The sequence below is a fragment of the Streptococcus oralis genome (assembly GCF_023109155.1).
GTDB lineage: Bacteria > Bacillota > Bacilli > Lactobacillales > Streptococcaceae > Streptococcus > Streptococcus oralis_BZ.
Genome location: NZ_JALDUA010000001.1, coordinates 166,211 through 190,256, shown reverse-complemented (window position 1 = coordinate 190,256; position 24,046 = coordinate 166,211). Strand labels below are relative to the sequence as shown.

26 protein-coding genes and 1 riboswitch are annotated in these 24,046 nt (G+C 42.5%); all 26 genes read right to left on the bottom strand.

Features of this window, described 5'->3' with window-relative positions:
- Positions 1 to 15 precede the first annotated feature (15 nt).
- On the bottom strand, positions 16 to 312 hold the full coding sequence (locus tag M1F63_RS00910) for a 50S ribosomal protein L23 (RefSeq protein WP_001055347.1): 297 nt from the start codon (positions 310 to 312) through the stop codon (positions 16 to 18).
- The gene (gene rplD, locus M1F63_RS00905) at positions 312 to 935 is read right to left on the bottom strand and encodes a 50S ribosomal protein L4 (RefSeq protein WP_000024537.1); all 624 of its coding nucleotides are present in this window, start codon (positions 933 to 935) and stop codon (positions 312 to 314) included. The genes M1F63_RS00910 and rplD overlap by 1 nt, the downstream gene beginning before the upstream one ends.
- A 24-nt stretch (positions 936 to 959) precedes the next feature.
- A complete protein-coding gene (rplC, locus tag M1F63_RS00900) occupies positions 960 to 1,586 on the bottom strand; it encodes a 50S ribosomal protein L3 (protein ID WP_247940508.1) in 627 nt (208 codons plus the stop codon).
- Positions 1,587 to 1,668: 82 nt separating this feature from the next.
- A complete protein-coding gene (rpsJ, locus tag M1F63_RS00895; RefSeq protein WP_001284513.1) occupies positions 1,669 to 1,977 on the bottom strand; it encodes a 30S ribosomal protein S10 in 309 nt (102 codons plus the stop codon).
- A gap of 265 nt (positions 1,978 to 2,242) precedes the next feature.
- Positions 2,243 to 2,869 carry a uridine kinase family protein gene (locus M1F63_RS00890; RefSeq protein ID WP_247940507.1) on the bottom strand — a complete coding sequence of 209 codons (627 nt, stop codon included), beginning with the start codon at positions 2,867 to 2,869 and terminating at the stop codon, positions 2,243 to 2,245.
- Complete coding sequence (gene nrdG / locus M1F63_RS00885; RefSeq protein WP_139689726.1) at positions 2,866 to 3,462, bottom strand: anaerobic ribonucleoside-triphosphate reductase activating protein; 597 nt, start codon at positions 3,460 to 3,462, stop codon at positions 2,866 to 2,868. The genes M1F63_RS00890 and nrdG overlap by 4 nt, the downstream gene beginning before the upstream one ends.
- Positions 3,463 to 3,466: 4 nt before the next feature.
- The gene (locus tag M1F63_RS00880) at positions 3,467 to 3,967 is read right to left on the bottom strand and encodes a GNAT family N-acetyltransferase (protein ID WP_247940506.1); all 501 of its coding nucleotides are present in this window, start codon (positions 3,965 to 3,967) and stop codon (positions 3,467 to 3,469) included.
- Positions 3,968 to 4,010: 43 nt separating this feature from the next.
- On the bottom strand, positions 4,011 to 4,151 hold the full coding sequence (locus M1F63_RS00875) for a hypothetical protein (RefSeq protein WP_000521618.1): 141 nt from the start codon (positions 4,149 to 4,151) through the stop codon (positions 4,011 to 4,013).
- A gap of 11 nt (positions 4,152 to 4,162) precedes the next feature.
- The gene (gene nrdD, locus M1F63_RS00870; RefSeq protein ID WP_247940505.1) at positions 4,163 to 6,370 is read right to left on the bottom strand and encodes an anaerobic ribonucleoside-triphosphate reductase; all 2,208 of its coding nucleotides are present in this window, start codon (positions 6,368 to 6,370) and stop codon (positions 4,163 to 4,165) included.
- Positions 6,371 to 6,490: 120 nt separating this feature from the next.
- Complete coding sequence (locus M1F63_RS00865; RefSeq protein ID WP_247940504.1) at positions 6,491 to 8,008, bottom strand: damage-inducible protein CinA; 1,518 nt, start codon at positions 8,006 to 8,008, stop codon at positions 6,491 to 6,493.
- A 35-nt stretch (positions 8,009 to 8,043) separates the two neighbouring features.
- On the bottom strand, positions 8,044 to 8,187 hold the full coding sequence (locus tag M1F63_RS00860) for a hypothetical protein (RefSeq protein ID WP_000933184.1): 144 nt from the start codon (positions 8,185 to 8,187) through the stop codon (positions 8,044 to 8,046).
- A gap of 75 nt (positions 8,188 to 8,262) precedes the next feature.
- On the bottom strand, positions 8,263 to 9,795 hold the full coding sequence (cls, locus tag M1F63_RS00855) for a cardiolipin synthase (protein WP_139689722.1): 1,533 nt from the start codon (positions 9,793 to 9,795) through the stop codon (positions 8,263 to 8,265).
- A gap of 135 nt (positions 9,796 to 9,930) precedes the next feature.
- A complete protein-coding gene (locus M1F63_RS00850; protein ID WP_247940503.1) occupies positions 9,931 to 10,875 on the bottom strand; it encodes a 3-oxoacyl-[acyl-carrier-protein] synthase III C-terminal domain-containing protein in 945 nt (314 codons plus the stop codon).
- 14 nt (positions 10,876 to 10,889) lie between these two features.
- Positions 10,890 to 12,152 carry a F390 synthetase-related protein gene (locus tag M1F63_RS00845; RefSeq protein WP_247940502.1) on the bottom strand — a complete coding sequence of 421 codons (1,263 nt, stop codon included), beginning with the start codon at positions 12,150 to 12,152 and terminating at the stop codon, positions 10,890 to 10,892.
- Positions 12,130 to 12,945, bottom strand: a complete 816-nt coding sequence (locus M1F63_RS00840) for an MBL fold metallo-hydrolase (protein ID WP_247940501.1) — start codon at positions 12,943 to 12,945, stop codon at positions 12,130 to 12,132. The genes M1F63_RS00845 and M1F63_RS00840 overlap by 23 nt, the downstream gene beginning before the upstream one ends.
- A complete protein-coding gene (locus M1F63_RS00835) occupies positions 12,920 to 13,900 on the bottom strand; it encodes an NAD-dependent epimerase/dehydratase family protein (RefSeq protein WP_247940500.1) in 981 nt (326 codons plus the stop codon). Before M1F63_RS00835 ends, M1F63_RS00840 begins: the two co-directional genes overlap by 26 nt.
- Before the next feature lie 3 nt (positions 13,901 to 13,903).
- Positions 13,904 to 15,172, bottom strand: coding sequence for a glycosyltransferase (locus M1F63_RS00830; protein ID WP_247940499.1), 1,269 nt, complete (start codon positions 15,170 to 15,172; stop codon positions 13,904 to 13,906).
- A 104-nt stretch (positions 15,173 to 15,276) separates the two neighbouring features.
- Positions 15,277 to 16,428 (bottom strand): iron-containing alcohol dehydrogenase, encoded by a 1,152-nt coding sequence (locus tag M1F63_RS00825; protein WP_139689718.1) that lies wholly within the window; start codon positions 16,426 to 16,428, stop codon positions 15,277 to 15,279.
- A gap of 184 nt (positions 16,429 to 16,612) precedes the next feature.
- Complete coding sequence (locus tag M1F63_RS00820) at positions 16,613 to 17,068, bottom strand: SP_0198 family lipoprotein (RefSeq protein WP_095726307.1); 456 nt, start codon at positions 17,066 to 17,068, stop codon at positions 16,613 to 16,615.
- A 90-nt stretch (positions 17,069 to 17,158) separates the two neighbouring features.
- Positions 17,159 to 18,409: a bifunctional folylpolyglutamate synthase/dihydrofolate synthase gene (locus M1F63_RS00815; RefSeq protein WP_125397593.1), complete on the bottom strand. Its 1,251-nt coding sequence runs from the start codon at positions 18,407 to 18,409 to the stop codon at positions 17,159 to 17,161.
- A gap of 359 nt (positions 18,410 to 18,768) precedes the next feature.
- Complete coding sequence (locus tag M1F63_RS00810) at positions 18,769 to 19,074, bottom strand: DUF1292 domain-containing protein (protein WP_000017624.1); 306 nt, start codon at positions 19,072 to 19,074, stop codon at positions 18,769 to 18,771.
- A 15-nt stretch (positions 19,075 to 19,089) separates the two neighbouring features.
- The gene (ruvX, locus tag M1F63_RS00805) at positions 19,090 to 19,509 is read right to left on the bottom strand and encodes a Holliday junction resolvase RuvX (RefSeq protein ID WP_049538550.1); all 420 of its coding nucleotides are present in this window, start codon (positions 19,507 to 19,509) and stop codon (positions 19,090 to 19,092) included.
- A 3-nt stretch (positions 19,510 to 19,512) separates the two neighbouring features.
- Positions 19,513 to 19,779 (bottom strand): IreB family regulatory phosphoprotein, encoded by a 267-nt coding sequence (locus M1F63_RS00800; protein ID WP_000507059.1) that lies wholly within the window; start codon positions 19,777 to 19,779, stop codon positions 19,513 to 19,515.
- An 86-nt stretch (positions 19,780 to 19,865) separates the two neighbouring features.
- Entirely contained in the window at positions 19,866 to 20,435 is a 570-nt protein-coding gene (locus tag M1F63_RS00795; RefSeq protein WP_247940498.1) for an SP0191 family lipoprotein, read from the bottom strand.
- A 66-nt stretch (positions 20,436 to 20,501) separates the two neighbouring features.
- Positions 20,502 to 20,900, bottom strand: coding sequence for a transcriptional regulator Spx (gene spx / locus M1F63_RS00790; RefSeq protein ID WP_000591165.1), 399 nt, complete (start codon positions 20,898 to 20,900; stop codon positions 20,502 to 20,504).
- 134 nt (positions 20,901 to 21,034) lie between these two features.
- Positions 21,035 to 23,695, bottom strand: a complete 2,661-nt coding sequence (mgtA, locus tag M1F63_RS00785; RefSeq protein WP_247940497.1) for a magnesium-translocating P-type ATPase — start codon at positions 23,693 to 23,695, stop codon at positions 21,035 to 21,037.
- A gap of 195 nt (positions 23,696 to 23,890) precedes the next feature.
- A riboswitch (M-box (ykoK) riboswitch) is annotated at positions 23,891 to 24,042 on the bottom strand.
- Positions 24,043 to 24,046 lie beyond the last annotated feature (4 nt).

Below are 24,046 nucleotides of genomic sequence, written 5' to 3'. Positions count from 1 at the left end.
TATTTCCTCCTTAGATTATTCAGCTTCAGCAGCGAACAACTCGATTGCTTTTGAATCAGCTGTAAGTGTGATGATAGCTTTTTTAGTTTTGTTAGTAAAACCAGTGTAACGTCCAACACGTTTTGCTTTTGGTTTTACGTTGATTGTGTTAACGTTGGCAACTTTAACACCTTCGAAAGCAGCTTCAACAGCTTGCTTGATCAAAAGTTTGTGTGCACGAGTGTCAACTTCAAATACATATTTTCCTGCTTCAAGTTGAGCCATTGAGCTTTCAGTGATAACAGGTTTTTTGATAACATCATACAAATTCATTATGCAAGAACCTCCTCGATTTTAGAGATAGCTGCTTGTGTGACAAGAAGTTTGTCGCTATTTGCGATGTCAAGAACACTTGCAGTTGTAGCAGTTGCAACTTTCACGTTTGGAAGGTTACGAGCTGAAAGAGCTGCGAATTCATTTCCTTCTTCAAGGATAACAAGAACTTTAGAATCGATGCTCAATGCTGCAAGAACTTTAGCAAATTCAGCAGTTTTTGGAGCTGTAAATGAAAGAGCGTCTACAGCTACGAATTTGTTTTCAGCAACTTTTTCAGAGTAAACTGATTTAAGAGCTAGGCGACGAACTTTTTGTGGAAGTTTGTAGCCGTATGAACGTGGAGTTGGTCCGAAGACAACACCACCGCCACGCCATTGTGGTGAGCGGATAGAACCTTGACGAGCACGTCCAGTTCCTTTTTGACGCCATGGTTTGCGTCCACCACCTGATACTGCAGAGCGGTTTTTAACAGCGTGTGTTCCTTGACGAAGACTTGCGCGTTGGCTGATGATCACATCAAACACAACTGATTCATTTGGTTCGATACCAAATACTGCATCGTTAAGAACAACTTGGCCAGCTTCTTTACCAGTTTGGTCAAATAATGTTACGTTTGCCATTGTGACTGATTTCCCCTTTCTTTATTATTTACCAGTTTTAACTGCTGATTTGATAGTGATAAGAGATTTCTTAGCACCTGGTACGTTACCTTTGATAAGGATAACGTTCTTTTCTGGAACAACTTGTACAACTTCAAGGTTTTGAATTGTTACGCGGTCGCCACCCATACGTCCTGCAAGGTTTTTACCTTTGAACACGCGGTTAGGTGCAACAGGTCCCATAGAACCTGGACGACGGTGGTAACGAGAACCGTGAGCCATTGGTCCACGTGATTGTCCGTGGCGTTTGATAACACCTTGGAAACCTTTACCTTTAGAAGTACCAGTTACGTCAACAACGTCTCCAGCTGCGAATGTTTCAACTGTGATTTCAGCACCAACTTCCAAGCCTTCAACGTTTTTGAATTCACGAATGAAGCGCTTAGGAGCCGTGTTAGCTTTCGCTACATGTCCTTTAGCAGGTTTGTTGCTCAAAACTTCGCGTTTGTCATCGAAACCAACTTGGATAGCGTTGTATCCGTCTGTTTCAACAGTTTTAACTTGAAGAACAACGTTTGGAGTTGCTTCAATAACTGTTACAGGGATCAATTCGCCAGCTTCAGTGAAGATTTGAGTCATTCCCACTTTTTTCCCTAAGATTCCTTTTGTCATGAGAAAATAGTTCCTTTTCTATATTTTTTATTCAAAAAGTTTTTAACGAGCGTTTTTCATGCTCAAGGTTTCAAGCTTTGGATTAAAGCTTGATTTCTACGTTTACACCACTTGGAAGATCCAATTTCATCAACGCATCAACTGTTTTTTGAGTTGGGTTAACGATATCGATCAAACGTTTGTGTGTACGCATTTCAAATTGTTCGCGAGAGTCTTTGTATTTGTGAGTCGCACGAATGATTGTGTAGAGGCTACGCTCAGTTGGAAGTGGGATTGGACCCGCAACTTGTGCACCTGTACGAGTAGCTGATTCTACGATTTTTGCAGCCGCTGTGTCAAGCGTACGGTGTTCGTAAGCTTTCAAACGGATACGGATTTTTTTGTTTGCCATCTTTTTCTCCTTTTCGTCTATTTAAGATAATAGGCTAGCTCCACAAGAAAACCGACGCGCGTTGCGTGGCAATGCAACCGAGCGTGTCGCAACCTCTTGCATCAAAGCTAAGGCTGTAATTTACAGCACCATAATAGAATAACACAAAGCCCCTGCGATTGCAAGGGATTTGTAAGCTTTTTTTCGTTTTTTTAAGATGAAACTGTTTTCTCTTTTTATCTTTTCAAAATTACGGATTTATAACTATAAAAAACTACCTTTTCTTCTATATAATGTGTGCCATTTTGACCTTGAATGTATCTTCTGATTGATCTACTAAAATGTCCGCTTTAGACTCGGTCTCTCTATAGTATCGCAGATACTGCTCCCGTCTCATCTGATGGCTAGCTAATACAAAAGATGCATCGCGATTTCTCATAGTCGTATCTCGAGCTAAGCGCCTCTTTAATTCGGTCTCCTCATCCGTGTAGAAACAGATGGTTTTGTCAAAGAGTTCCTTGGGTAGAAAGCCCACAGACATCCCTTCAACAATCAGAATCGGCTTGGCTCCAGATAAGATTTCACTAGCCTTCCACGGTTCATCGATTGTTAAGACATCCATACCTGCCTGCAAGGCGAGAATATCTCTCTGTAAACTTGCCAGTTCATGCGCCACTGAGAGACAAGCTGTCACCTTTTGATTTGGTGCTTGCTTTGGTACTACCAGGTGACGTTCTGAGGTGATATAGGGATCTGTTTCTAGTAAATTTACTGTAGTAGAATCTAAAGCTTGATATAATTCCTGTGCAAAGGTTGATTTACCCGAAGCCCCATGACCGTAGATCCCCAGTGTCCTAACTCTTCCCGTTTCAATCTCTGAAACCAGTTGTTCTATCAGGTCTTTTTTCTTCATTCTCTCTTCACCTGCTCATAGCTTTCTTTTCCGTCATTAAGCTTGTCCCAAATCACTACTTGCCCACTTTTGAGGGATTTTTGCACATCGATAATTCGTTGATTGGAAGAACCTCGGAACTGGAGCATAAGATTGCGCTTGCTTTTGTCATAACGACCATCGACAAGGATGTCAATCAGCGACAAGAGTTCCAGTTTGTCTGGAGTCTCCAGCATCATTTCTTCCCAAGTATAACCTGTCCAGGACCAGATGTCTTTATCTGGTAATTCCTTCCGAATGCGTTTCACGAGAGGCAGGAGAATGCCCGTATTGAGGAATGGCTCTCCTCCCAGTAAGGTCAATCCTTGAACATAGGGCTGGGCAAGGTCTGTCATGATTTGTTCTTCTAATTCTGCCGTATAGGGAATGCCTGCGTTGAAAGACCAAGTCGCAACATTATAGCACCCTTCGCAGTGAAACATGCAACCTGATACATAGAGAGAGTTTCGCACACCTTCTCCATCGACAAAGTTAAAGGCCTTATAATCAATGATCCGTCCTTTACTAAGTTCCTCACTTTTCCATTCACCTGGTTTTGGTGTATTCCATGTCATCCTTTTACTCCAAATCTATCCAGTAACGTTCTACACCATTTCGAACATCCTCAAACACCCCACCATTTGCCACAATCACCGCTCTGCTAGCCGGATTTTCCACACTGCAGGTCACAAGCGCTTTTTTAATATTCTTTTCCTTAGCAACTTGTAAACCTTGTCGGAGGGACTCTTTTGCATAGCCCTTGCCTCTTTCTGATGGACGAATGGAGTAGCCAATATGGCCCCCATTTTCTAGTAAGTAGTCATTTAATCGGAGACGAAGGTTGAGAAAGCCAAGAGCCTGGCCTGCTACGTCAAAACTAACCAGCTGGATAGCAGGGACCCAGTTTTCAGGAATATTGAGGCCCGCTTCCGCTTGAAGATTTTCTTCTAGCCACTCTTCATAAACAAAATTGTTGGCGTTCCAAAACCCACCATCGTGGGGTGATTGAGTCTGTTCAAACTCTGCCATCATCTCTAAAACTGTTTCTTTATCTGCCAATGTTGGTCTGCGTAATTCCATTCTTACCTCCCGCTAAGAGAAAAGCGAGAGCGGACTCTCACTTTTATTTTTTCTTGTTCTTGTTTAAAAACTGTTCTCTGAGGTTGAGCAAGCGTTCTTTTTTACCAGCTCCACCTTTCGAATGTTTTTCATGATAACGGGTCACTTGAGCGCGCCCCTTATCGTCTAATTGGTATTTCCCCATTGCGTTTCCTTCTAATTTGTTACTTCATGTCCGACTGTTTTAATAGTTGAGCCATTCATGTGTTTGACACGCGCAGCGATTTCCTTGTGACGACCATTAACCATTGGACGCGCTTGAGGATTTCCAAGATAGCCACAAGTTCGTTTCACAACATCTACTGTTTTTGGATCGTTATTGCCACAGTTGGGACAAGCAAAGCCTCTCTCAGTCGGTTCAAAATCCCCTTCAAAATCACACTTGTAACAGCGATCAATCGGAGTATTGGTCCCTAGATAGCCGACACGGTCATAGGCATAGTCCCAGACAGCTTCCAAGGCCTTAGGATTTTGTTGAAGAACTGGATACTCACAATAGTGGATAAAGCCACCTGACGCACCTGCTTCTGGATAGACTTTTTCAAAATCCAGTTTTTCAAACGGTGTTGGATTTTTACGAACATCATAGTGGAAAGAGTTGGTGTAGTATTCCTTGTCCGTGATATCAGGAATAGAGCCGAACTTCTCTGTATCCAAGCGACAGAAGCGATCTGTCAAGCTTTCAGACGGTGTGGAGTAGATAGAGAAATGGTAACCATATTGGTCAGACCACTCTTCCACACGACGTTTCATATCGCGAATAATATCCAGTGTAAATTCCTTGGCTTCAGGATTGCTTTCCCAGCTGTTTCCAAAGAAGACTGTAGCCACTTCGTACAAACCGATGTAGCCCAGCGAAACTGTCGCACGGCGATTCTTAAAGAGTTGGTCAACACTTTCTTCTTTTCCAAGACGGCGACCAAAGGCTCCATACTGATAAAGGATCGGGGCATTTGCCGGTGTTGCTTCCTTGGTTCGTTCGACACGATAAACCAGAGCATCTTCTGCAATGTTCATACGTTCGTTGAAGATTTCCCAGAACTTATTCAGATCTCCTTCAGACTCGAGAGCGATACGAGGCAGATTGACTGTCACAACACCTAGGTTCATACGACCTGAATTGACCTCGACACCATTCTCATCCTTCCATCCTTGGAGGAAAGAACGGCATCCCATAGGAACCTTGAAGGAGCCTGTCAGCTCGATAATCTTATCATAGGACAAGACATCTGGGTACATCCGCTTGGTTGCACACTCAAGAGCCAACTGTTTGATATCGTAGTTAGGTGAACCTTCCTCTAAGTTGAGTCCTCTTTTTAGCGTAAAGATGAGTTTAGGGAAGATAGCTGTACGGTGTTCTGAACCAAGTCCCTTGATTCGGATGTTTAAGATAGCTTTTTGAATTTCCCGCTCAAAACGACTAGTTCCTAAACCAAAACCTAGCGAAGTAAAAGGTGTTTGTCCATTTGAAGTGAAGAGAGTGTTGATTTCATACTCGAGAGATTGCATGGCATCATAGATGTCTTTTTGGGTTTTCTGCCAAGCATAATCATCCCGTTTTTCAGGCAAGACCCATTCTTCTGCATCTTTGAGGTGCTTTTGGTAATTCTTCTCTGCATAAGGAGCCAAGACTTCATCGATACGGTCAGCTGAACAGCCCCCGTACTGGCTAGATGCTACATTAGCGATGATTTGGGAAATCTGAGCTGTCGCAGTCTGGATTGACTTGGGACTCTCTACCTCCGCATTTCCAATCTTAAAACCATTTTCCAACATGCCTTTAAAATCAATCAAACAGCAGTTGGTCATCGGTGTGTAGGGGCTGTAGTCCAGATCATGATAGTGGATATCCCCTTTTTGGTGAGCATTGGCTACATGCTTAGGAAGCATCTGCAGTCCGATTGATTTCCCAACAATCCCTGCTGTCAAATCACGCTGGGTGTTGAAGACATCGCTGTCTTTATTGGCATTTTCATTGACAACTGCTTGGTCTTTATTGAGGAGCTTATGGATACTAAAGTTGATATCTGTCGCTTTTGAGCGCTCAAAATCCCTTTGTGTCCGATAAGTGATATACTCCTCAGCCAGCGCATACTCTTTGGCTTCAAGGAGTTCATGTTCTACGACATTTTGAATTTCGTAAATCTTGACACCTTGAGGGAAGCGACTGTGAATTTCAGTCACGATTCTTTCAACTAGACCATTTAGGCGTTTTTCTACTAGAGGCGTAAGGTCCATAACCTTTTCCGCCGCCTTGTGGAGAGCCTTGTCAATCTTGTCTACATCAAACACTACACGTCTACCATCTCGTTTTTCAACGAACAAGGTGGGAACGGTTGCAAGCTTTTCTTCTAATACAATCATATCCATGCTCTTTTCTAAAATGTTGTTCTATGAAGTATTATACCACTCTAAAAATAAAAATCAATATCTTGTGTTAAAAATCCTAATTTTTTTAAAATTCCACAAGATATTGATTTTTTGTTATTTTGATTTATATAGTTTGAACTCGCTAGTATCTGTCTGAACAAGCTCATAGTTTTCACTGAGCCAGCTCTCTACATCTGACCACAAGGCAACTTTTTGATTGACCACAATCATCTTCGGTTGATTCTCTTTCAGGTCATTCATCAGTTTGGTTTTATTTTCATCGCTTGCAGTATAAAGTGTTGGAGTTGATAGAGAAGTCGGCGCCAAGCGTTCACTTGTACGGTAGAAATCTGGACGATCATCCCAAGCATAGACACGATCCTCAGAACTCGTTTGTTGTTTGACCACGCTGGCAAGACGTTCTCTCTCCTGATAAGTCGCTGGGTGAGAAAGGTAGCGACTCACAATAGGAAGAACAATGAGGTAGGCAAGGGCAATCAGTGGTAGATAGAAATTTCCTTTAAGGAAAGAAGTTTGTTTCTCACGTCTTCTTCTACGACGACTCCCTCCCTCAGAAACATCTTCCTTGATTCCTGTCAGAAGGAGCAAGACCAAGAAAGGAATTAGCACCACAAGACGAGTACCGTTGACAGGTTCATTAGAGAGAATCAAGATTCCCAAAGAAACCAACAATCCCAAGCTAGCAGCAATTGAGAGGGCATATTGCTTGGCTGGTTTTGACTGGAACAAGCCTGCAAAGAGCAAGCCAAGGGAACCTAGCCCAATGGCAAGTAAGCCGTAGAAGGCTGCATTTTCAAGCAAATGTGCATTTGAAAAGAGGCTAAGAGTATTTACTGGATATAAGGTCTGGCTAATAGCATCCCCAAAACTACCTGTCCACACTGTATAGTAGCCTAAAGGATAGAATAAGAGTGAAAATCCTAGGGCTGACGCAAAGAACTGATATAGACCATGAACAAAGTGACCTTTGCCTAGATTAAAGCCGATAATCCCCAAGGCCAGTACAGCCGCAAACAAGGCAGTTGGGATTGGCGCAAGGAAGAAAGCGAGAGCAAGGCTCATCCCCACTCGTACAAATCCTTTGTCATCCTTTGGAAAAGCGAGATAATTTGTAACGACGCTCAGGGCATAAAATAGGAAAGGCAAGGCTAGCAAGAGAGCATAGCCACCACCAAAAGCGAGGCCCGCTACAAGCAAGTATAGAATAAAGACAACTCGTTTCGCTTCCTTTTCTTGACCGACAAGAGTATCCGCAGCCTTAAAAAGAAAAACACCTGCTCCAAACAAGGCCAACCACTCAACCAAAGCAAGCAGAATACTTCCTAGGGAAAGATAGGTTAACAAGTAATAGAGCAATCCATTCGTTCCAAAGTAATCTGTATACATTTGACCATTTTGATGCAAGGCCCAACCGGTATAAAGATCTTGAGTTTGTCGCGGACTAACTAAACCAAAAATAATAGGCAGGGCAACCGAAATGGCTGTGGCCACTAAACTCCAAAGCATGATACTAAAAAAGGGAATGGGAGCTCCTTCTCGTTTCTCTGGCACTGACCAGTCTTGGTAATGAGATTCTTCTTGTTTCTCATCTATTTTCCCGTATACGTTCATTCAATTTCTCCTCTAAGTTTATCTGTTTTAGTATATCAAAATCTTACAGGAATGTCAGCTTGGGATTGATATTTGCTAAATTTCTTATCCAATAGCGCAAAGCGTTCGATTTCACGAAAACGGTGGAATCGACTGTTTCTATACTCTCTGATAAAATCATCATCTTCTAGATTAAGCATGGTTTTCTCCTTTACTTATCTATTCGTAAGAAGACAAAAATAAGATCCAGCCTTGGGCTAGATCTTGATGGATAGTTAGAGCATAGGTGCAAACAACTGGACAATTTCCTTGATGAGGCTTTGATACCAGCTGGTTTTGATAGTGTGGGGATAAATTTCTTGAGAAACTTTAAAAATCTCTTCGAAGTCCCTTTCAATATCGATGATGGACTGCGTTCTATAAAGTAAGACGGCATTTTCATAGTGGTGGAGCAAGCTCCGATAGTCAAAATTGATGGTCCCCACAGTAGCTGCCTCTCCATCGACAAGCATTTGCTTGCTATGAAGGAATCCCGGACTGTACTCATAAATACGAACCCCTGCAGATAACAAGTCTGGATAGGCTCCTCGAGTAACTAACTGAATAACCTTCTTATCTGGGATACACGGTGTCACAATTCGCACATCTACCCCTCTCAATGCTGCATTTTTGATACTTTCGGTGAGATCATAGTCCGCAATCAGATAGGGAGTCGTGATATAGACGTAATCTGTAGCTTGATTGATAAGATTTTGGTAGACCGTTTTTCCAACTTGAGCTCTGTAGATGGGTTTTGGCCCACTACTATAGGGAATACAGAGCCCCATCCCGTCTCTGGGGTGATTTTCTAGATGGTATTGGTCAAAGTCACTAATCTCTCCACGGTTGATATACCATGCAGATAAAAAAAGTCTGGTAAAAGCCTTAACTGCTGGTCCATCCAAACGAATCCCACTATCCTTCCAGTAACCAAAACGTTCGATATGGTTGATATACTCATCGGCCAGATTGACACCACCTGTATAGGCAATCTGCCCATCAATAATCATGATTTTACGGTGGTCACGGTTGTTATAAGCAACGGTCAAACGTGGAATCACCTTGTTAAATTTGTGGGCTTCAATCCCTCGACCACGAAGCTGGACGGTGTAATCTCCAGGTAAGGTTGCCATACAACCAATATCATCATAGAGAAGCTTCACCTCTACTCCTTGAGCTGCCTTTTCTTCCAAAATCTCCAAAATACTATTCCACATCAAACCTTCTTCGATGATATAGTATTCGAGAAAGATAAACTTCTCAGCTTTCTTGAGATCCTCTAGCATCTGATGCCACATGCTTTCACCAGATGCAAAAAATTGTGTATCCGTTCGATCATAGACATCAGCATTCGTATCCATGCTGAGGAGAGATTTGATAACTCCGTAAGCTGACTTGTCTTGTTCCTTTAACTCCAAACGGAGAGCTCTGCTATTGTCCTCTCTGTCAACCATTGATTGGAGCTGCTTTAGTTGCTTCATTTCTTTTTTAGATAAACGACGCTCTCCAAACATGATATAGAGTAAGGGACCAAACACTGGCACAAAGGCTACTAACAACCATGTTACCTTACTCTCAGGATTCATAGATCGATTAACAATCGATACAATGGTCGCTAAGCTCACTAAAATGACTAGGATAATCCAGACAATTGGAGCCATCTGGCCTAGATAGAGAAACAAACCAAAGACGATAAACAACTCTGCCAACATAATGGTAATACTAAAACCATACTTGGACATGAGTAGCTGCATTTTTCTAGCTGTCATACATCCCCTTCCTTTTCTAACATTCTCCTTAACTGCTTGATAAACTAATGTTTCTACTAGTATACCTCAGTTCAGGGGTAGATGGCAACCTTTTACCTTTGCTCAAGTTCCAGTCGTTCCGTGTTTAGATGATTATTACAATTTCAGAGCCAACATATTGACCGTCATACCAGCTGCAGTCCCCATAAGGTAGACGACATCTCCCTCCTTGATAAGTCCATGCTCCAAAGAATAAGCCAAGCCAAACGGTACAGAGACTGACACCATATTTCCATAGTCAGTGACGAGATTGAGGTACTGATCCTCAGCCACACCTAGTTTTTCCATGACCAAAGGAAGAGCACGACTTGCTTGGTGAGGAATGATATAGTCCACGTCTGCCAAGGCTAGCTGTGTTTTTTCTTGAAACTCTTCAAACATGACTGGGATTTTACGAGCAGACAAGAGGAGGATTTTCTTCCCCTTCATGTCAAACATATAGTTGGTCTTCGTCGCTTCAGAATACTCTTTTGGTTGAAAAGAAGTCAGACCTCCACGAATCTCCGTATCGTGAGCCCCTTCTGACCAAGTACGTTGGAGACTAGCAATGACCCCTTTTTCCTGATGACTTTTTTGGAAAATAAAGGCTGCTGCCCCATCACTAAAGAGTTCAAAACTTTCTTTTTGCTTGGGATTGAGCCCTAAACTACCAACCTCACTAGACACAATCAAGACACGATTGTATTCGCCCGCCTCAATCAAGTGGGACATGGTCGATAGAGCAGAAATAAAGCTAGTACAGGTCGTATTGATATCCATAGCTGGAATAGAGAGTCCTTTTGCCACGCGCTCATGAATCAAGGCAGCAGTACAAGGAATAGGCTGAACTCCAACTGCACTAGCTGATACAAGGCAATCGATATCTTTAATATCTAAATTTGCATGTTCCAGCGCACGCTGAATCGCTACCTCTGCCAAGTCGAGCTGCGTTTCTTCATTTTCAACTACACGATAACGGGTCTGGTCTTTAAATTGAACTGTATGCTTTGGAAGGCAAATGCCATAACCTGCGATTTCTACATGTCTTTTTACTTCTGTCATTGTCTTTTTTCCTTTCATAAACGTTGGATACGTTTGAGTTTACGGCTAGTATCCCAGTGATAATCTGAAAATTGGATTTGAGGAATTATGAACTCTTTTTGCTGGGCCAAGAGTTGGAACTGTGCTAAAATTGCTGTCTCTACGTCCTCATCTCGTCGGCTTAAACAAACTTCCACTAATTTCTCAGAATGTTGCTTAACTTGATAATCTCCTACATTCTCCACAAAGAGGATACAACGTCTGATAAAGTCTGGATAAATCGTTACCTGCCCCCCATTCTGCCCTTCAAAGTAGAAGATATCATCAGAACGTCCTTCGACCTTGTCAATCCGTGTATAGTAGGAGCCACAGGAACAAGGCTCCGGATTTTCAACCAAGATATCATTGAGCTGGTAGCGATAAACAGGCTGACTACTTCGCTTAAAGTCCGTAATCACTGGATAAAAACGGTGGTCATCTAGATACTGCTTTTCCACAAAGATAATGTCTTCGTTGAGATGCAGATTGCCAGCTGAGCAAGTGCAGGCTAGGAAACCTTCTGTCGCCTGATAAACTTGGTCAATGATGGATAGTGAAAAGGCTTCTGCGATCCGTACCCTATCACTATCTTCCAAGATTTCCGCCACCGAAACGATTTTTTGTGGGTGAATAGCTAACTCTCCATCCTTGAGACGCTTGCTCAATTCAATCAACATCGAGGCTGGCGCCACAATAATCGTTGGTTGATAGTTGTTGAGTCGCTCGATATGCTCATCTGTATGTTTGAAAATATCAAAATACTCTAGACGAATGAGCGCCGTATTGATGGTCTGATAGAGTTCATTATCAGCTCTCAGGAAAAAAGCGATGCGGTGTCCAAAAAGCTGACCCTTGGGCAACATCTTTGCCAAGATAGCTGCAGCCCACATACTTCGCTCTTTCTCTGTTGTGATAAAGAGCCCCCGATGTCCAGACGTCCCTGAAGACAGACCGACGGCTACTTCGCCTTTAAGTTCAGTGAAGTCACGGGTCTTTTCACTTTCAATAGCCAAACTCAAGGCTTCATCTCGATCCACTCCTTGGGTGTTGAGCTCATTGAAATGTTCCATCATAAAAGCCTTGTCCATATGGTCAAAGTTGCTAGGAATCCCATTTTTAAAGTAGGGCGACTCTCGCTTTAAAAAGTCCATATAGTTAGTTAATTGCTTTTTCTGATAGTTTTCTACAGCTTCTCGAGATTTGAAATGATGAAGCCAACGAGTTTGGATAAAGGTTTTAAGAAAGGTTATTTTTTTCATGTAAGATTGACTCTATCCTTTCTACAGGATCATGGCTAACAACTACCTCGATACCGTCCTTTAAGACTTCCTCCAGAAACTCTGTCCCCCTGATATAGTCAGACTTATTATCCTGAACAAAGGAAGGAATCAGGTGCATCTGCTTGGTGTAAGGTAAGAGGTCAATTCCCCAACAGAGGTCCGCTGCAATGAGGAGATTAAGGTCTGGAAAATATAGACAGGCTTGCCCCCTAGCATGCCCGTCAACAGAGGCTACTAGGATACTGCCATCTCCGAAAAGATCACAAATCGGACGATAGGGAAAAGTTGAAACTTGCTGGTCAGCTCTGATAATGGTTAGATTTTTCTCAAAAGAAGCTGGTAAAAACTCCTTGAAAATCAGGTCTTTCAACTTGGGTTTTTGGTAGACTTCATATACTTCTTTTGTCAAGATAAAGGTTGCACGAGGAAAGAAACTAGCTCCTCCCAGATGATCTGGATGTAGGTGTGATAGAAGAACATAGTTAATTTCTTCTGGTTTGATTCCCTTCGCTTCCAGCAAACGTGAAATCTGGTCCTTCTCCGTCATTTGAACGGGCGTTCCTAGCCGATAGAAACCATAGCGAAGCCGGGTCTTAATATCGTAATGATAGCCTGTGTCATAGAGGAGATAGCCCTTGTCCCTGTGTTTGATAAGAAAAACACCTGCTGGAAAGGTCATCTTTTGATTCTTGACTCCCTTAAATAGCAAAACTGTGTAGCTGGTACAGTAGCCTGCTGGGAAATAATCAATGCTTTCGATAATCTTGGACATATTGTTCAATCCCTTCCGAAATACTGATTTGAGGGCGATAACCCAAGTCTCGCTCCGCCTTGCTGATGTCCAGCGTCTGACTATAACGGAGCAGATAATAGGTATAGCGTGTCAGAGGCGGTTCACCTTTGAGTTTCAAGACCTTATACAGAAACTCTAAACTAGTAGCAATAACTGAAAGAAGAGGAGCTGGCACTTTTCTGTATGTTATTGGATAGCCCAACCCTCTCAAGGTTTCTTCTATCAAATCCTTAAAGGCTCTTGGTTCCCCATTGGTAATATTATAAACTTCGCCACTAGCTTGAGGGGTCTCTAGTGCCAAGCGAATTGCCAGAGCGACATTTTCCACACAGGTCATATCCATGAGCTGACGACCGTCCCCTATCAAGGGAATGCCAATTTTCTGACTGAGTTTGAGAACCCGGGGCAAAATACTGGTATCCCCAATCCCAAAAAGCCCACGAGGTCGTAAGATTATACTCGGAACATCGGGATAATCCTTAAACAGCTTCTCCGAAGCTAGCTTACTACGAATGTAGTTGTTTAGATTATTTTCCTGAGGCGCATCGCATTCTTTGATAGCTATCTGATCTCTAGGAGCAGCATAGATGCTAGGTGAGGATACGTAAACCAAGCGTTGGATACCCGTCTCCCGACAAGCCTCTAAAACATACTTGGTCCCCAAGACATTTGTCTGGTAGAAATCCTCCCAAGGTCCCCAAACGGTAGAAAGAGCAGCCGCATGCACAACCATGTCCATCCCCTGACAAGCCTGAGTCAGATCCTCTTGCTTGGTCAAATCTCCCTGAAAAAATGCCACAGAGGAGTTCTCTAAAGACTGACCCACCTTGCGATTGCGTCCAAAAGCGCGTACCTGATAGCCCTGCTGACTGAGCTCTCCAACAACATACTTGCCTAGAAAGCCCGTAGCACCTGTTACCAATACTTTCTCCATTTTTTACTTCTCCTTGTCCCCTAAGAGCCGATGTATTTCGCTCTTCAGAATCTCTGTTGGCTGATAGATTTGAGCTGCACGACTAAGTTTGTTCAAGTCTGCCCAGTCATCTCTAGCCAACAACTCATCAAAGGCGCGTCCAATCGCTTCCGTATCCTCTCGTTTAGCAGTCAAGGCAATCCCTGCCTCTAATCCACGAACTGCATAGTCATACTGATCATAGTCATGGGGGAGAATCAAGGCAGGCTTACCATAGATGATACACTGGTAAAAAATACCTGCACCACCATGATGAATCACATAATCCATCTGAGGAATGTACTCCTTATAGGGAAGATAGGATACCACAGATACATTGTCCATGACCTTCTCACATTGGAAGTCTTGTCCGCCAAACCCCAGAGTTACAAAGAAGTGACAGTCCGGATGGGCTTTTGCCAATTGTTGGGTCTGGTAGAGAAGATTGTCTTTGGCCCATGCTAGCTGAGTGCCGCAGGAGACAAGGACCTTCTTATAACCTGCATAAGGAGACAAATCGAGGGGATAATTTTCTGCCCTCTCAATCGAAGAGCCAAAAGGTCCCACCCAAAGGTAGTGTTCTGGAAAACCACTTTTCAGCTCCAACTCTTTCATCCCAATCCCCAAGATGGAATAGGGTGAATAGATGGTTTCCTGACCTTTCTGATTGTAGAGCTTAAAATCGTAACGTTTCAATCGTTCTCCCAATAAAAAGCTTACGATTCGTTTCCCTAAACGAGTCCCTTTTCTTCCTAGCCATTGCTGGACAGATTGGAAAGATGTTTTTGGACTGCCCATTCCTCCAAAGAAACAAGGCGGTCCATCTGTCGTTTCAATGGCAAACTGTGTCGCCATCGTGGTAATCCAGGGAATATTCAACTGTTCCGCTACAAGTCCTCCAGAGAGGGTTATAAAGTCCGCAATCACAATATCTGGTCGATTTTCCTGCCACTCTTGCACTAATTGATCTGAAACCACATTGATCAAATCAAGGCTAGCTGACAACTGTCGATAAGCAGAAAAAAGGTTTAATTGACCTTCATTGTTGGCTACACGCTCAAACTCATCTACACAATTTTCTAAAATGGGGATCACCTGGAATCCCATCTCCTCTGCAACAGCTTTTCGTTGCGGTCCTGTAAATAATCGAATCTCATACAAGGGATCCTTCAACAAGGGGGCAAGTAAATTCAGTGTTGGGAAGAGATGCCCACTTAAGGGTACTACAACCACATCAATTTTGATTTTTCTCATATGTCTAGGATAGCAAATTTTTAAAAAAAGAACTACCAAAATGATAGTTCTTTCCAATATTATTTATATGTTGGGGAATACGTCGCTTCCACTCTACTTAATCCTTAGAAGAGTTCTTTGTAGAGAGCAATGGTTTCTTCCAAAGTCGGCATAAATGGATTTCCAGGTGCACAAGCATCGATCAAAGCATTCTTAGAAAGGTAGTCAAAGTCAAAGTCTTTTTCTTGGATACCGAGTTCAGTGAGTTTCTTCGGAATACCAACAGTTTCAGAAAGTTTCTCAATCTCAGCGATAGCATAGTCAGCACATTCTTGGTCTGTTTTCCCTTCCACATGGAGTCCCAGGGCCTTGGCTACATTGCGGAAAGCTTCTGGTACACGCTTGGCATTTTCACGTTCTACAACTGGGAGAAGCATGGCACAGCAGACACCATGTGGCAAGTTATATACCGCACCGAGTTGGTGAGCCATAGAATGAACATAACCCAAACCAGCATTGTTAAAGCTCATACCACCGAGGAAGATAGCATTGACCATAGCCTCACGCGCTTCAATATCTTGGCCATTTGCCACAGCACGAGGAAGATACTCCTTGATGAGTTCAATCGCTCCGATAGAGAGTTTCTTGGTCACATTATAAGCACCTGGTGTTACCAAGGCTTCGACAGCGTGAGTAAGAGCATCCATACCTGTCGCTGCTGTCAATCCTTTCGGTTTTGAAAGCATGAGTTCTGGATCATTGACTGAGATAAGGGCAAGGCTGTTCTTATCAACCATTACCATCTTGACCTTGCGCTCTTCGTCAGTAATAACATAGTTAATGGTGATTTCTGCAGAAGTTCCAGCTGTTGTATTGATTGCAACCACTGGCAAGCCTTTTTTAGCAGATTTGTGGAGACCCTCATAGTCTTGAGGTTTTCCTCCATTTGTAGCGATGATAGAGATACAACTAGCCGCATCCTGAGGAGATCCTCCTCCAAGACTGATGATGAAGTCACATCCATGCTCTTCCAAAGCAGCCACTCCGTCTGTGACGTTCTTGCAAGTCGGATTTGGCTCCACATCGCTAAAGATCACATATTCAATCCCTTCAGCATCTAGTGGTTTTAGGATCTTAGGTAAAATATCACTTCCCTCGATGAACTTGTCTGTCACCAAAAGAGCCTTCTTATATCCCAGTTCCTTGATATACGGACCTACTTCATTTACAACACCTTTACCAATAAGGTTAACTGATGGAACGTAAAATGTAGCCATACGCTTTTCCTCCTGCGCCTCTGCGCTATTTGATTATTTACCATAAGTATACGACCTTATAAGAAGTTTTACAAATATTTGTAAGCGTTTTAAGTAAAAAGTTAGTAAAGAACAGCCAGCCACTTTTTCAAGAAAAAAGCTCCAAAAAGATAGCTTTCATCTCATTGGAACTTTTACTTATTCATTATTGCTTAGTTAATACCACTCGGTCAGATGCCTCTCGGTCCATATCATCGATAATCAATTGATTACCATTAACCGTGTAAATTTTGACATCATCCCCGATAATGACACGTTGATTTTCTGGCTCAAAGCTGACTTGCTTGATTTCCTTATCTCCATCTGGCTCGACTTCAGTCCATGTACCAGTTTTACCTGTTACAACAAGAGTGATTTGGTCATTCTCATCTTTTCCAGTATAGGTACCATCGATATTCGTAGGTTGAGCTACAGTAGTGTCCTGACTTGAGGACGCCTGTGGTTGACTAGCACTTGTCGCAGCGCTAGAGGATGATTCTTGTTGAGAAGATGATTGCTGAGCAGATTGCTGGGTAGGGGCTTGTGCCTTAGGTCCACAAGCTGCTAAAAGACTAAGAATTGCTAGGGAAGCAATAGAAAGTGTGAATGTTTTCGTTTTCATAGCGATTTCCTTTCTTTTGTGCCAATGTTTTGCTGGAATCGTTTCCAGATATACCTCCTACCTCAAGTATAACAACTTAAGCCTAGAAGGTCAACTAATCCCATCGCTTCCTTGCAAACTCGCTCGGACTTCCGAGATAAAGTAGAGTGAGCCCGTCACGAAGAGCAAGTCCTGCTCATTGGCCTTTTCTTCAAATTCTCTGATAAAGTCGCCATAGGAAGGAATCAAATCGTAACCCGCCACATCCTTTTCATCCAGAGAGCCTTGGTAGTCAAAGCCTGTTACCTTAAGTTCCACCTCAGGCAACTGCTTAGATAGATAGCCTAGCATCCCCTGATAATCCTTGCGTTTAAGTGCTCCAAAAAGGATGCGAACCTGGTAACCTTGCTGGATTTTCCCTTGGATAAACTCGACTAGACGAGTCAAGGCTGGCAGATTGTGAGCCCCATCTAGGTAGATTTGTGGGCGAATCCGTTCCAATCGACCTGCCCAATGTGTCTCCTTCAAAGCCCGTCTGACAAACTCTTCTTCGACCCTTTCACCTCTTGACGCCATAAACAGAAGAAAAGTTTCTAAAGCCAAGGCGGCATTTTCTTGCTGATAAGCACCTTCCAAACTGATTTCAAGCTGTGAAAAGTTTGCTAGCTTACTTGAAAAATCCCCAGCATTCAAGGTGAAGTCTCGCCCAGCTTGATAGAGATCCACACCTAACTCTTTTGCTCTTTTTTGACAGACAAGCTCCGCTTCTGGAGTAAGCTTGGCAATGACCGCCTGCTTGCCAGCCTTGAAAATACCAGCTTTCTGCTTGGCTATTTCCTCCAGGCTATCGCCCAAGGTCTCCTGATGATCTAGCCCAATCGAAGTAATAACTGCAATCTCTCCTGTTACGACATTAGTGGTATCAAGCAAACCACCAATCCCCACTTCTAGCAGAACCAGATCCACTCCCTGCTCTTTAAAGTAAAGCAAAGCAATCAGAGTCAGTAATTCAAAAAAGGACAACTGGTCATGTGTTTCCAAAAGAGTTTTTTCCATCTCCTTGACCTGCTCCGCCAAACGGATAAAATCTGCATCAGCAATCGGTTGCCCATTGATACAGATTCGATCATGGATGCTGATGATATGAGGAGAGGTAAAAGTACCAACTTTTTTCCCATGAACTGCAAACAACTCCCTCATAAAGGCAATAGTTGACCCCTTGCCGTTCGTTCCTGTTACATGGATAATAGGATAAGTCTTCTCAGGATTCCCCAGCAAATCCACTGCTCGCTGCATTCGTCCAAGTCCAGATCTAAAGTTTAAACCAATCCGACTATGAAGCCATTCTTCTACTTCAAACATACATGTCTCCTTAACAAAAGTCCAATCAACTAGCGCACTAAAGTATTACTGCAAATAAAAAGCGAGGCCGGGATAAAAATCCCGACCTCTTACCTGGTTAGCTAATCACTAGCTACTATGAATTTCAACGTGAGCTAAAAACATCCACTGGATGTTCCAACTCTTTCTAGTTTCTAGGAGTTGGGGTGATACAGTCTCCCAGACATACCAGTTCTCTCTTATTTTAAGGAACTGGGCTAAAAACGTTCCCCGAACGTTCCTGCGTTTCTAATTTCTGGCGCAGGGCTAAAAACATCCACTGGATGTTCCAACTCTTTCTAGTTTCTAGGAGTTGGGGTGATACAGTCTCCCAGACTGTATCACTCCTCCATAAAGCTGTTGAAGACTTCTTCAATCATGTTCCATTCGTCTTCTGAGTCTTCAGGGATTGGTTGCAATTCGCCTTCTGTTCCGTCTTCATTTTCGATGAATGAGTAAGCTTGGATTTCAACTTCACCATTTTCATCTTCTTCTGCATTAACTGGCACTAGCAGAACATAGTTTTTACCAAATTCTTCTTTCCCATCGATGGTCAAAAGAATTTCAAACAAGGTTTCATTTCCTTGTTCATCAACAAGTGTAATCAATTCGCGTTCTTCGTGGTCGTGGTTGTGATCGTGTGACATAGTTTCTCCTCTGTCTTAAAATTTTCTATCTAAATAATTTTGCAAAATTAGCTGAGCAGCCAACTTATCAATAACTTTCTTGCGTTTGTTACGGCTGATATCTGCTTGTTCAATCAACATACGTTCCGCAGCGACCGTTGTCAAACGCTCATCTTGATAGTCTACTGGTAAACCAAAAAGTTCCTCTAATTTTGCTCCGTAGGCTTGACTAGCTTCTACCCGTGGACCGCTGGTATTGTTCATGTTTTTAGGCAGACCAACTACAAAGCGTTCCACCGAATAGGTGTCAACCAATTCCTTGATACGGTCAAAACCAAACTGGCCCTGATCCTCATTAATCTGGATGATTTCAAGTCCTTGAGCAGTGAAGCCTAGTGGGTCGCTAATGGCAACACCCACTGTTTTTGAACCAACGTCCAATCCCATAATTCTCATAGATTATAGATCGACTCCTTGTCCCTTAAGGTAGTAGCGTACCAATTCTTCAACAATTTCATCACGCTCATACTTACGGATTTGATTTCGTGCATTGTTATAACGAGGAACGTAGGCAGGGTCACCACTCAATACATAACCGACGATCTGGTTAATCGGATTGTAGCCCTTGTCGTTCAAAGAAGCATAGACGTCTGTCAACGTTTCGCTAATTTCTTTCTTATTGGAATCATCCAATTTAAACCGTACAGTTTCTTCAGTAAATCCCATTCTAACACCCTCTTTCCTTAGAATAGTACTATTATAGCACATTCCCTGACGTTCTACAAATAAGTCAGTCTATTAATTTGGATTTTCTATTGTTCTGTCGCCCCATTTGCCACTCTATCTGCAATATATTGGCTAGGTTCGTTTTTTAAGAGATTTTCAAGACCAATATTTTTTAAATATTCTAGTTGAGATGCCTTTTTGACATCCAAAACTTGAAAATCATAAGTCGTTGTGGTCTGGATTTCTGTCTCGCTGAGTAGCTTGGTTTCCAGTGTAAATCCTGCCAGTTTACGCGCCTCTCGGATGGTCTCATCCTTCTCTTCCGCTTCTAGAAGCGCTTTTTGCGTCTCCTCTAGGCCATTTTCAGAGATAAAGGTCTTGAGTTCATCCCCGACAGGTCGTTTTTGCTGGATGGTCAAGGTCAAAAATTGATTGCCTTTATAGGTAATGGTCTGAATCTGTTGCGTTCCATTTTCTGACTTCGGCATCAACAGGGTCTTGGTGACAACCGTATTCTTTTCGGCATTGTCCAAAACGGGAAGGTTTGATTGGATGGGGTCAGATGCTGTTGTAGAAGCAGCAGGAGTTTCCTTTTTTTGCCCACATCCCGCAAGCAAAAAGAGGAGAGCAAAACTAGCAATTAGTAACTTTTTCATAATTCCTCACTTGATTTTAAAACAAAAGAGCAAACAAGGCCAGGAGTCACTCCCAGCCTTGATGTTTTATAGAGCTGCACGTAGACGTGCTTCTGCATTTTCTACATTACGGACAGAGCGTGGCAAGAAGGCACGGATATCATCTTCTTTATAGCCGACTTGCAGGCGCTTCTCGTCAACGAGAATCGGACTCTTTAAGATCCGTGGTGTTTCCATGATTAAGTTGAGCACTTCATTGACACTCAAATCCTCGATGTCAACTCCAAGTGCCTTAGCGTAGCGGTTTTTTGACGAAACGATACTGGCAATTCCATTATCTGTTTTCGTGAGAATATCTAATAACTCTTCTCTTGTAATTCCTTCTTTACCGAGATTTTGTTCTTTATAACTTAACTGGTGGGCATTGAGCCAGGTTTTCGCTTTTTTACAGCTAGTACAACTTGAGACTGTATAAATTTTGATCATGTACCTACCCCTTTCGCTACATGTTACTATCAGTTTAGTCTATTATACCATAAAAAACATCCGACTTGCGACCTATTTTTAAAAAAAATTAACTTTTTTCGCGATTTTCGTACTTTTTTCTTGACAAAATCAATTTATAACCAACTTTTAAATTTTTTGATATACAATCGTTTCACAACTGTAACACTTATCATATAGAGAACGATAATCAAAAGCAAAAAGAGGAAATAAATTGGTTCCAAAGGGGTTAAATGAAGCAGGCTAGCAATTGAAGAGTAGGGAAGGAAGGTCACAAAACTAGCTGCTAGCAAGGTTGTTCCAAGAACAAACCATGATGGACGACTTTGTAAGAAAGGAAGTTTTGCTGAACGAAGCATATGGATAACCATGGTTTGGGACCACATGGATTCAATGAACCAACCTGTCTGGAACAAAATGATAAAGCCCGTTGCCGACTCTGCTCCGTGAGCATAAGCTTGACCTGTCGCCATTGGGACAATAACAAAATAGAGCAAGATAAAGGTCAAAATATCAAAGGCAGAAGAAATCGGACCCATCCAAATCATAAAACGAGTAATAGACTTGGCTTCCCACTTATGAGGATGCTTCAAAAAGTCTTCATCCACATTATCAAATGGCAAGGCAATACAAGAAAGGTCGTAGACGAGGTTTAACACAATCAAGTGAATCGGAGCCATAGGAAGGAAAGGTAAAAAGATACCAGACACTAACAGAGAGAAAATGTTCCCGAAATTAGAGCTGACCGTCATCTTGATATATTTGGTCATATTAGCGTAGACCTTACGCCCTTCAACCAGCCCTTTTTCAAGCACCATCAAATCCTTATCTAGCAAAATGACATCAGCCGTTTCTTTTGCAATATCTACTGCTGTATCAACAGAAATCCCCACATCGGCTACTTTCATAGAAGGGGCATCATTAATCCCATCTCCCATATAGCCGACACAATGTCCATTCGATTTGATTTGTAAAATGATTCGTGCTTTTTGATCCGGAGAGAGTTTGGCAAAGACGGTCACATGTTCGACTGCTTGAGCCAACTCTTCGTCCGACATGGCGTCAATATCAGAACCCAACAAGATTTGATCAACGTCTAGACCAACTTTTTCGCAAACTGCTTGGGTTACCTTCTCATTGTCCCCCGTCAAGATCTTTGTTTGAACACCGTGTTCTAACAAAGCTTGGATAGCAGGCGCTGCTGATGGTTTTGGTGGATCTAGAAAGGCAAGATATCCTGTTAGAATCATCTCTTTTTCATCTTCAACGGAGTAAGCAAAACCTTCTTTTAGGCCTGTTTTATAGGCGACTCCCAAGACTCGCAATCCCTGTTGATTAAGTTGATCTACTTCTTTTAAGATTTCCACTCGGATATCATCCGTCAGAGGGCTAATCTGGCCTTGATATTCCACATGGGTTGAAATCGCAAGCATTTCCTCTAGGGCACCCTTGGTTACCAAACTAACAACTTCGTTCTCATCCTTGACGATGACACTCATCCGTCTACGTTCAAAGTCAAATGGAAGTTCATCGATTTTTTGGAAGCTAGTATCCAAATTTTGTAGAATAGCGTGTTCTTTAGCTTCTTTTTCAGTTCTACTGATGATGGCACGGTCCATCAAGTTTTTCAAACCGGTTTGAAAATAGGAATTGAGATAAGCACGTCTCAACACAGATAAATCCAAATCTCCATGTATATCCAAAGGATATTCAAGGACAATTTCGTCTTGGGTAAGTGTTCCGGTTTTATCCGTACACAGGATATCAATAGCACCTAGATCTTGTATGGCATTGAGTTTTTTGATAACGACTTTTTCCTTGGCCATGATAATGGAGCCTTTTGCTAGACTGGCCGTGATGATCATGGGAAGCATCTCAGGTGTAAGCCCGACACCCACGCTCAAAGCAAATACGCCAGCTTCTAACCAATCTCCATCCGTCAAACCATTGGAAAGAAATACGATGGGAACCATGACCAACATCAAACGGATTAAAAGCCAGGAGATACTGTTCATATCCCGTTCGAAAGAGGTAGACTCGTCATAGGTATTGAGAGTCTGCTCTATTTTCCCCATCATGGTGTCATCACCGACCGCTAGAATCAAAGCCTTGGCGCTTCCTGATATCACATTAGTTCCCATAAAGGCGAGCGCTTCTGCTTCTAGCAGACTATCGAAGTTTGACTGACTCATTTTTGACAAGGCTAGTTTTTCAACCGAGTCACTTTCACCTGTTAAACCAGACTGTTGGACAAAGAAATCACGTGATTCAATTAAAAGGAGGTCTGCTGGAATCATGTCCCCAGCACTTAACTTGACTATATCTCCAACGACCAAATCTTCAATTGCAACCTCTAAACTCTGGTCTTCGCGAATAACTGTGGCAGTGTTCACAATCATTTTTGATAGATTAGTCGCAGCCTTGTCACTTCGCAGTTCTTGGACAAATCGAATGCCACCAGATATTAGAACGAGAACGACGATGATGATAGAGGTCGTCGGATCTTCTTGTCCAGGCTTCGCCAACCAGACATTGGTCACCATGGAGATCATCGCGATGACAAGAAGGATGATTGTAAATGGATTGATAATAGATTCGTAAATCTTTTTGAGGATACTGTCTTCTTGACCTTTAGTGATGGTGTTTTCGCCATATAGGTCACGATTTTTCTCCACCTGCTCCTCAGTCAAGCCTGTTAGACTTGTCTTATAAAAAGATAGAGTTTCTTTTAAAGGTGTATGAATAGCTGTTGCTAATCTTTCTTTTGTAGTTTTCATTGGTTTCTCCTATCTGTATGAATGATATGTTTCATACACAGAGACCAATCACTTTATAAGGGCAGAACGACACAAATCAGCGATTGGCTGTGTATGTGTGGTTCTGGATGATCGTCAATTTGCATCGTTTGTCTCCTTTCCTTGTTCTAAAACAGTAGAAAATCCCACCATAAAATGGCAGGATTAAAAAACTAATTATCTGTTTTTTCGTTCAAGCTTTAACTCCATAGGGCGATGTAATGAGCTTAGTCTTGGCCTTCGCGACCAGGACTGTTGACCAACGAGTAGTGTCTCCACTGCTTTGCGGTAGTCATCCGTATCCCTATGGTAGCCTCACCTACCGTTTTCGTC

Excerpts from the sequence above, each read along its gene's own strand:
- M1F63_RS00910 (WP_001055347.1), bottom strand. The coding sequence starts at position 312 with ATGAATTTGTATGATGTTATCAAAAAACCTGTTATCACTGAAAGCTCA.
- rplD (WP_000024537.1), bottom strand. The coding sequence starts at position 935 with ATGGCAAACGTAACATTATTTGACCAAACTGGTAAAGAAGCTGGCCAA.
- rplC (WP_247940508.1), bottom strand. The coding sequence starts at position 1,586 with ATGACAAAAGGAATCTTAGGGAAAAAAGTGGGAATGACTCAAATCTTC.
- rpsJ (WP_001284513.1), bottom strand. The coding sequence starts at position 1,977 with ATGGCAAACAAAAAAATCCGTATCCGTTTGAAAGCTTACGAACACCGT.
- M1F63_RS00890 (WP_247940507.1), bottom strand. The coding sequence starts at position 2,869 with ATGAAGAAAAAAGACCTGATAGAACAACTGGTTTCAGAGATTGAAACG.
- nrdG (WP_139689726.1), bottom strand. The coding sequence starts at position 3,462 with ATGACATGGAATACACCAAAACCAGGTGAATGGAAAAGTGAGGAACTT.
- M1F63_RS00880 (WP_247940506.1), bottom strand. The coding sequence starts at position 3,967 with ATGGAATTACGCAGACCAACATTGGCAGATAAAGAAACAGTTTTAGAG.
- M1F63_RS00875 (WP_000521618.1), bottom strand. The coding sequence starts at position 4,151 with ATGGGGAAATACCAATTAGACGATAAGGGGCGCGCTCAAGTGACCCGT.
- nrdD (WP_247940505.1), bottom strand. The coding sequence starts at position 6,370 with ATGATTGTATTAGAAGAAAAGCTTGCAACCGTTCCCACCTTGTTCGTT.
- M1F63_RS00865 (WP_247940504.1), bottom strand. The coding sequence starts at position 8,008 with ATGAACGTATACGGGAAAATAGATGAGAAACAAGAAGAATCTCATTAC.
- M1F63_RS00860 (WP_000933184.1), bottom strand. The coding sequence starts at position 8,187 with ATGCTTAATCTAGAAGATGATGATTTTATCAGAGAGTATAGAAACAGT.
- cls (WP_139689722.1), bottom strand. The coding sequence starts at position 9,795 with ATGACAGCTAGAAAAATGCAGCTACTCATGTCCAAGTATGGTTTTAGT.
- M1F63_RS00850 (WP_247940503.1), bottom strand. The coding sequence starts at position 10,875 with ATGACAGAAGTAAAAAGACATGTAGAAATCGCAGGTTATGGCATTTGC.
- M1F63_RS00845 (WP_247940502.1), bottom strand. The coding sequence starts at position 12,152 with ATGAAAAAAATAACCTTTCTTAAAACCTTTATCCAAACTCGTTGGCTT.
- M1F63_RS00840 (WP_247940501.1), bottom strand. The coding sequence starts at position 12,945 with ATGTCCAAGATTATCGAAAGCATTGATTATTTCCCAGCAGGCTACTGT.
- M1F63_RS00835 (WP_247940500.1), bottom strand. The coding sequence starts at position 13,900 with ATGGAGAAAGTATTGGTAACAGGTGCTACGGGCTTTCTAGGCAAGTAT.
- M1F63_RS00830 (WP_247940499.1), bottom strand. The coding sequence starts at position 15,172 with ATGAGAAAAATCAAAATTGATGTGGTTGTAGTACCCTTAAGTGGGCAT.
- M1F63_RS00825 (WP_139689718.1), bottom strand. The coding sequence starts at position 16,428 with ATGGCTACATTTTACGTTCCATCAGTTAACCTTATTGGTAAAGGTGTT.
- M1F63_RS00820 (WP_095726307.1), bottom strand. The coding sequence starts at position 17,068 with ATGAAAACGAAAACATTCACACTTTCTATTGCTTCCCTAGCAATTCTT.
- M1F63_RS00815 (WP_125397593.1), bottom strand. The coding sequence starts at position 18,409 with ATGTTTGAAGTAGAAGAATGGCTTCATAGTCGGATTGGTTTAAACTTT.
- M1F63_RS00810 (WP_000017624.1), bottom strand. The coding sequence starts at position 19,074 with ATGTCACACGATCACAACCACGACCACGAAGAACGCGAATTGATTACA.
- ruvX (WP_049538550.1), bottom strand. The coding sequence starts at position 19,509 with ATGAGAATTATGGGATTGGACGTTGGTTCAAAAACAGTGGGTGTTGCC.
- M1F63_RS00800 (WP_000507059.1), bottom strand. The coding sequence starts at position 19,779 with ATGGGATTTACTGAAGAAACTGTACGGTTTAAATTGGATGATTCCAAT.
- M1F63_RS00795 (WP_247940498.1), bottom strand. The coding sequence starts at position 20,435 with ATGAAAAAGTTACTAATTGCTAGTTTTGCTCTCCTCTTTTTGCTTGCG.
- spx (WP_000591165.1), bottom strand. The coding sequence starts at position 20,900 with ATGATCAAAATTTATACAGTCTCAAGTTGTACTAGCTGTAAAAAAGCG.
- mgtA (WP_247940497.1), bottom strand. The coding sequence starts at position 23,695 with ATGAAAACTACAAAAGAAAGATTAGCAACAGCTATTCATACACCTTTA.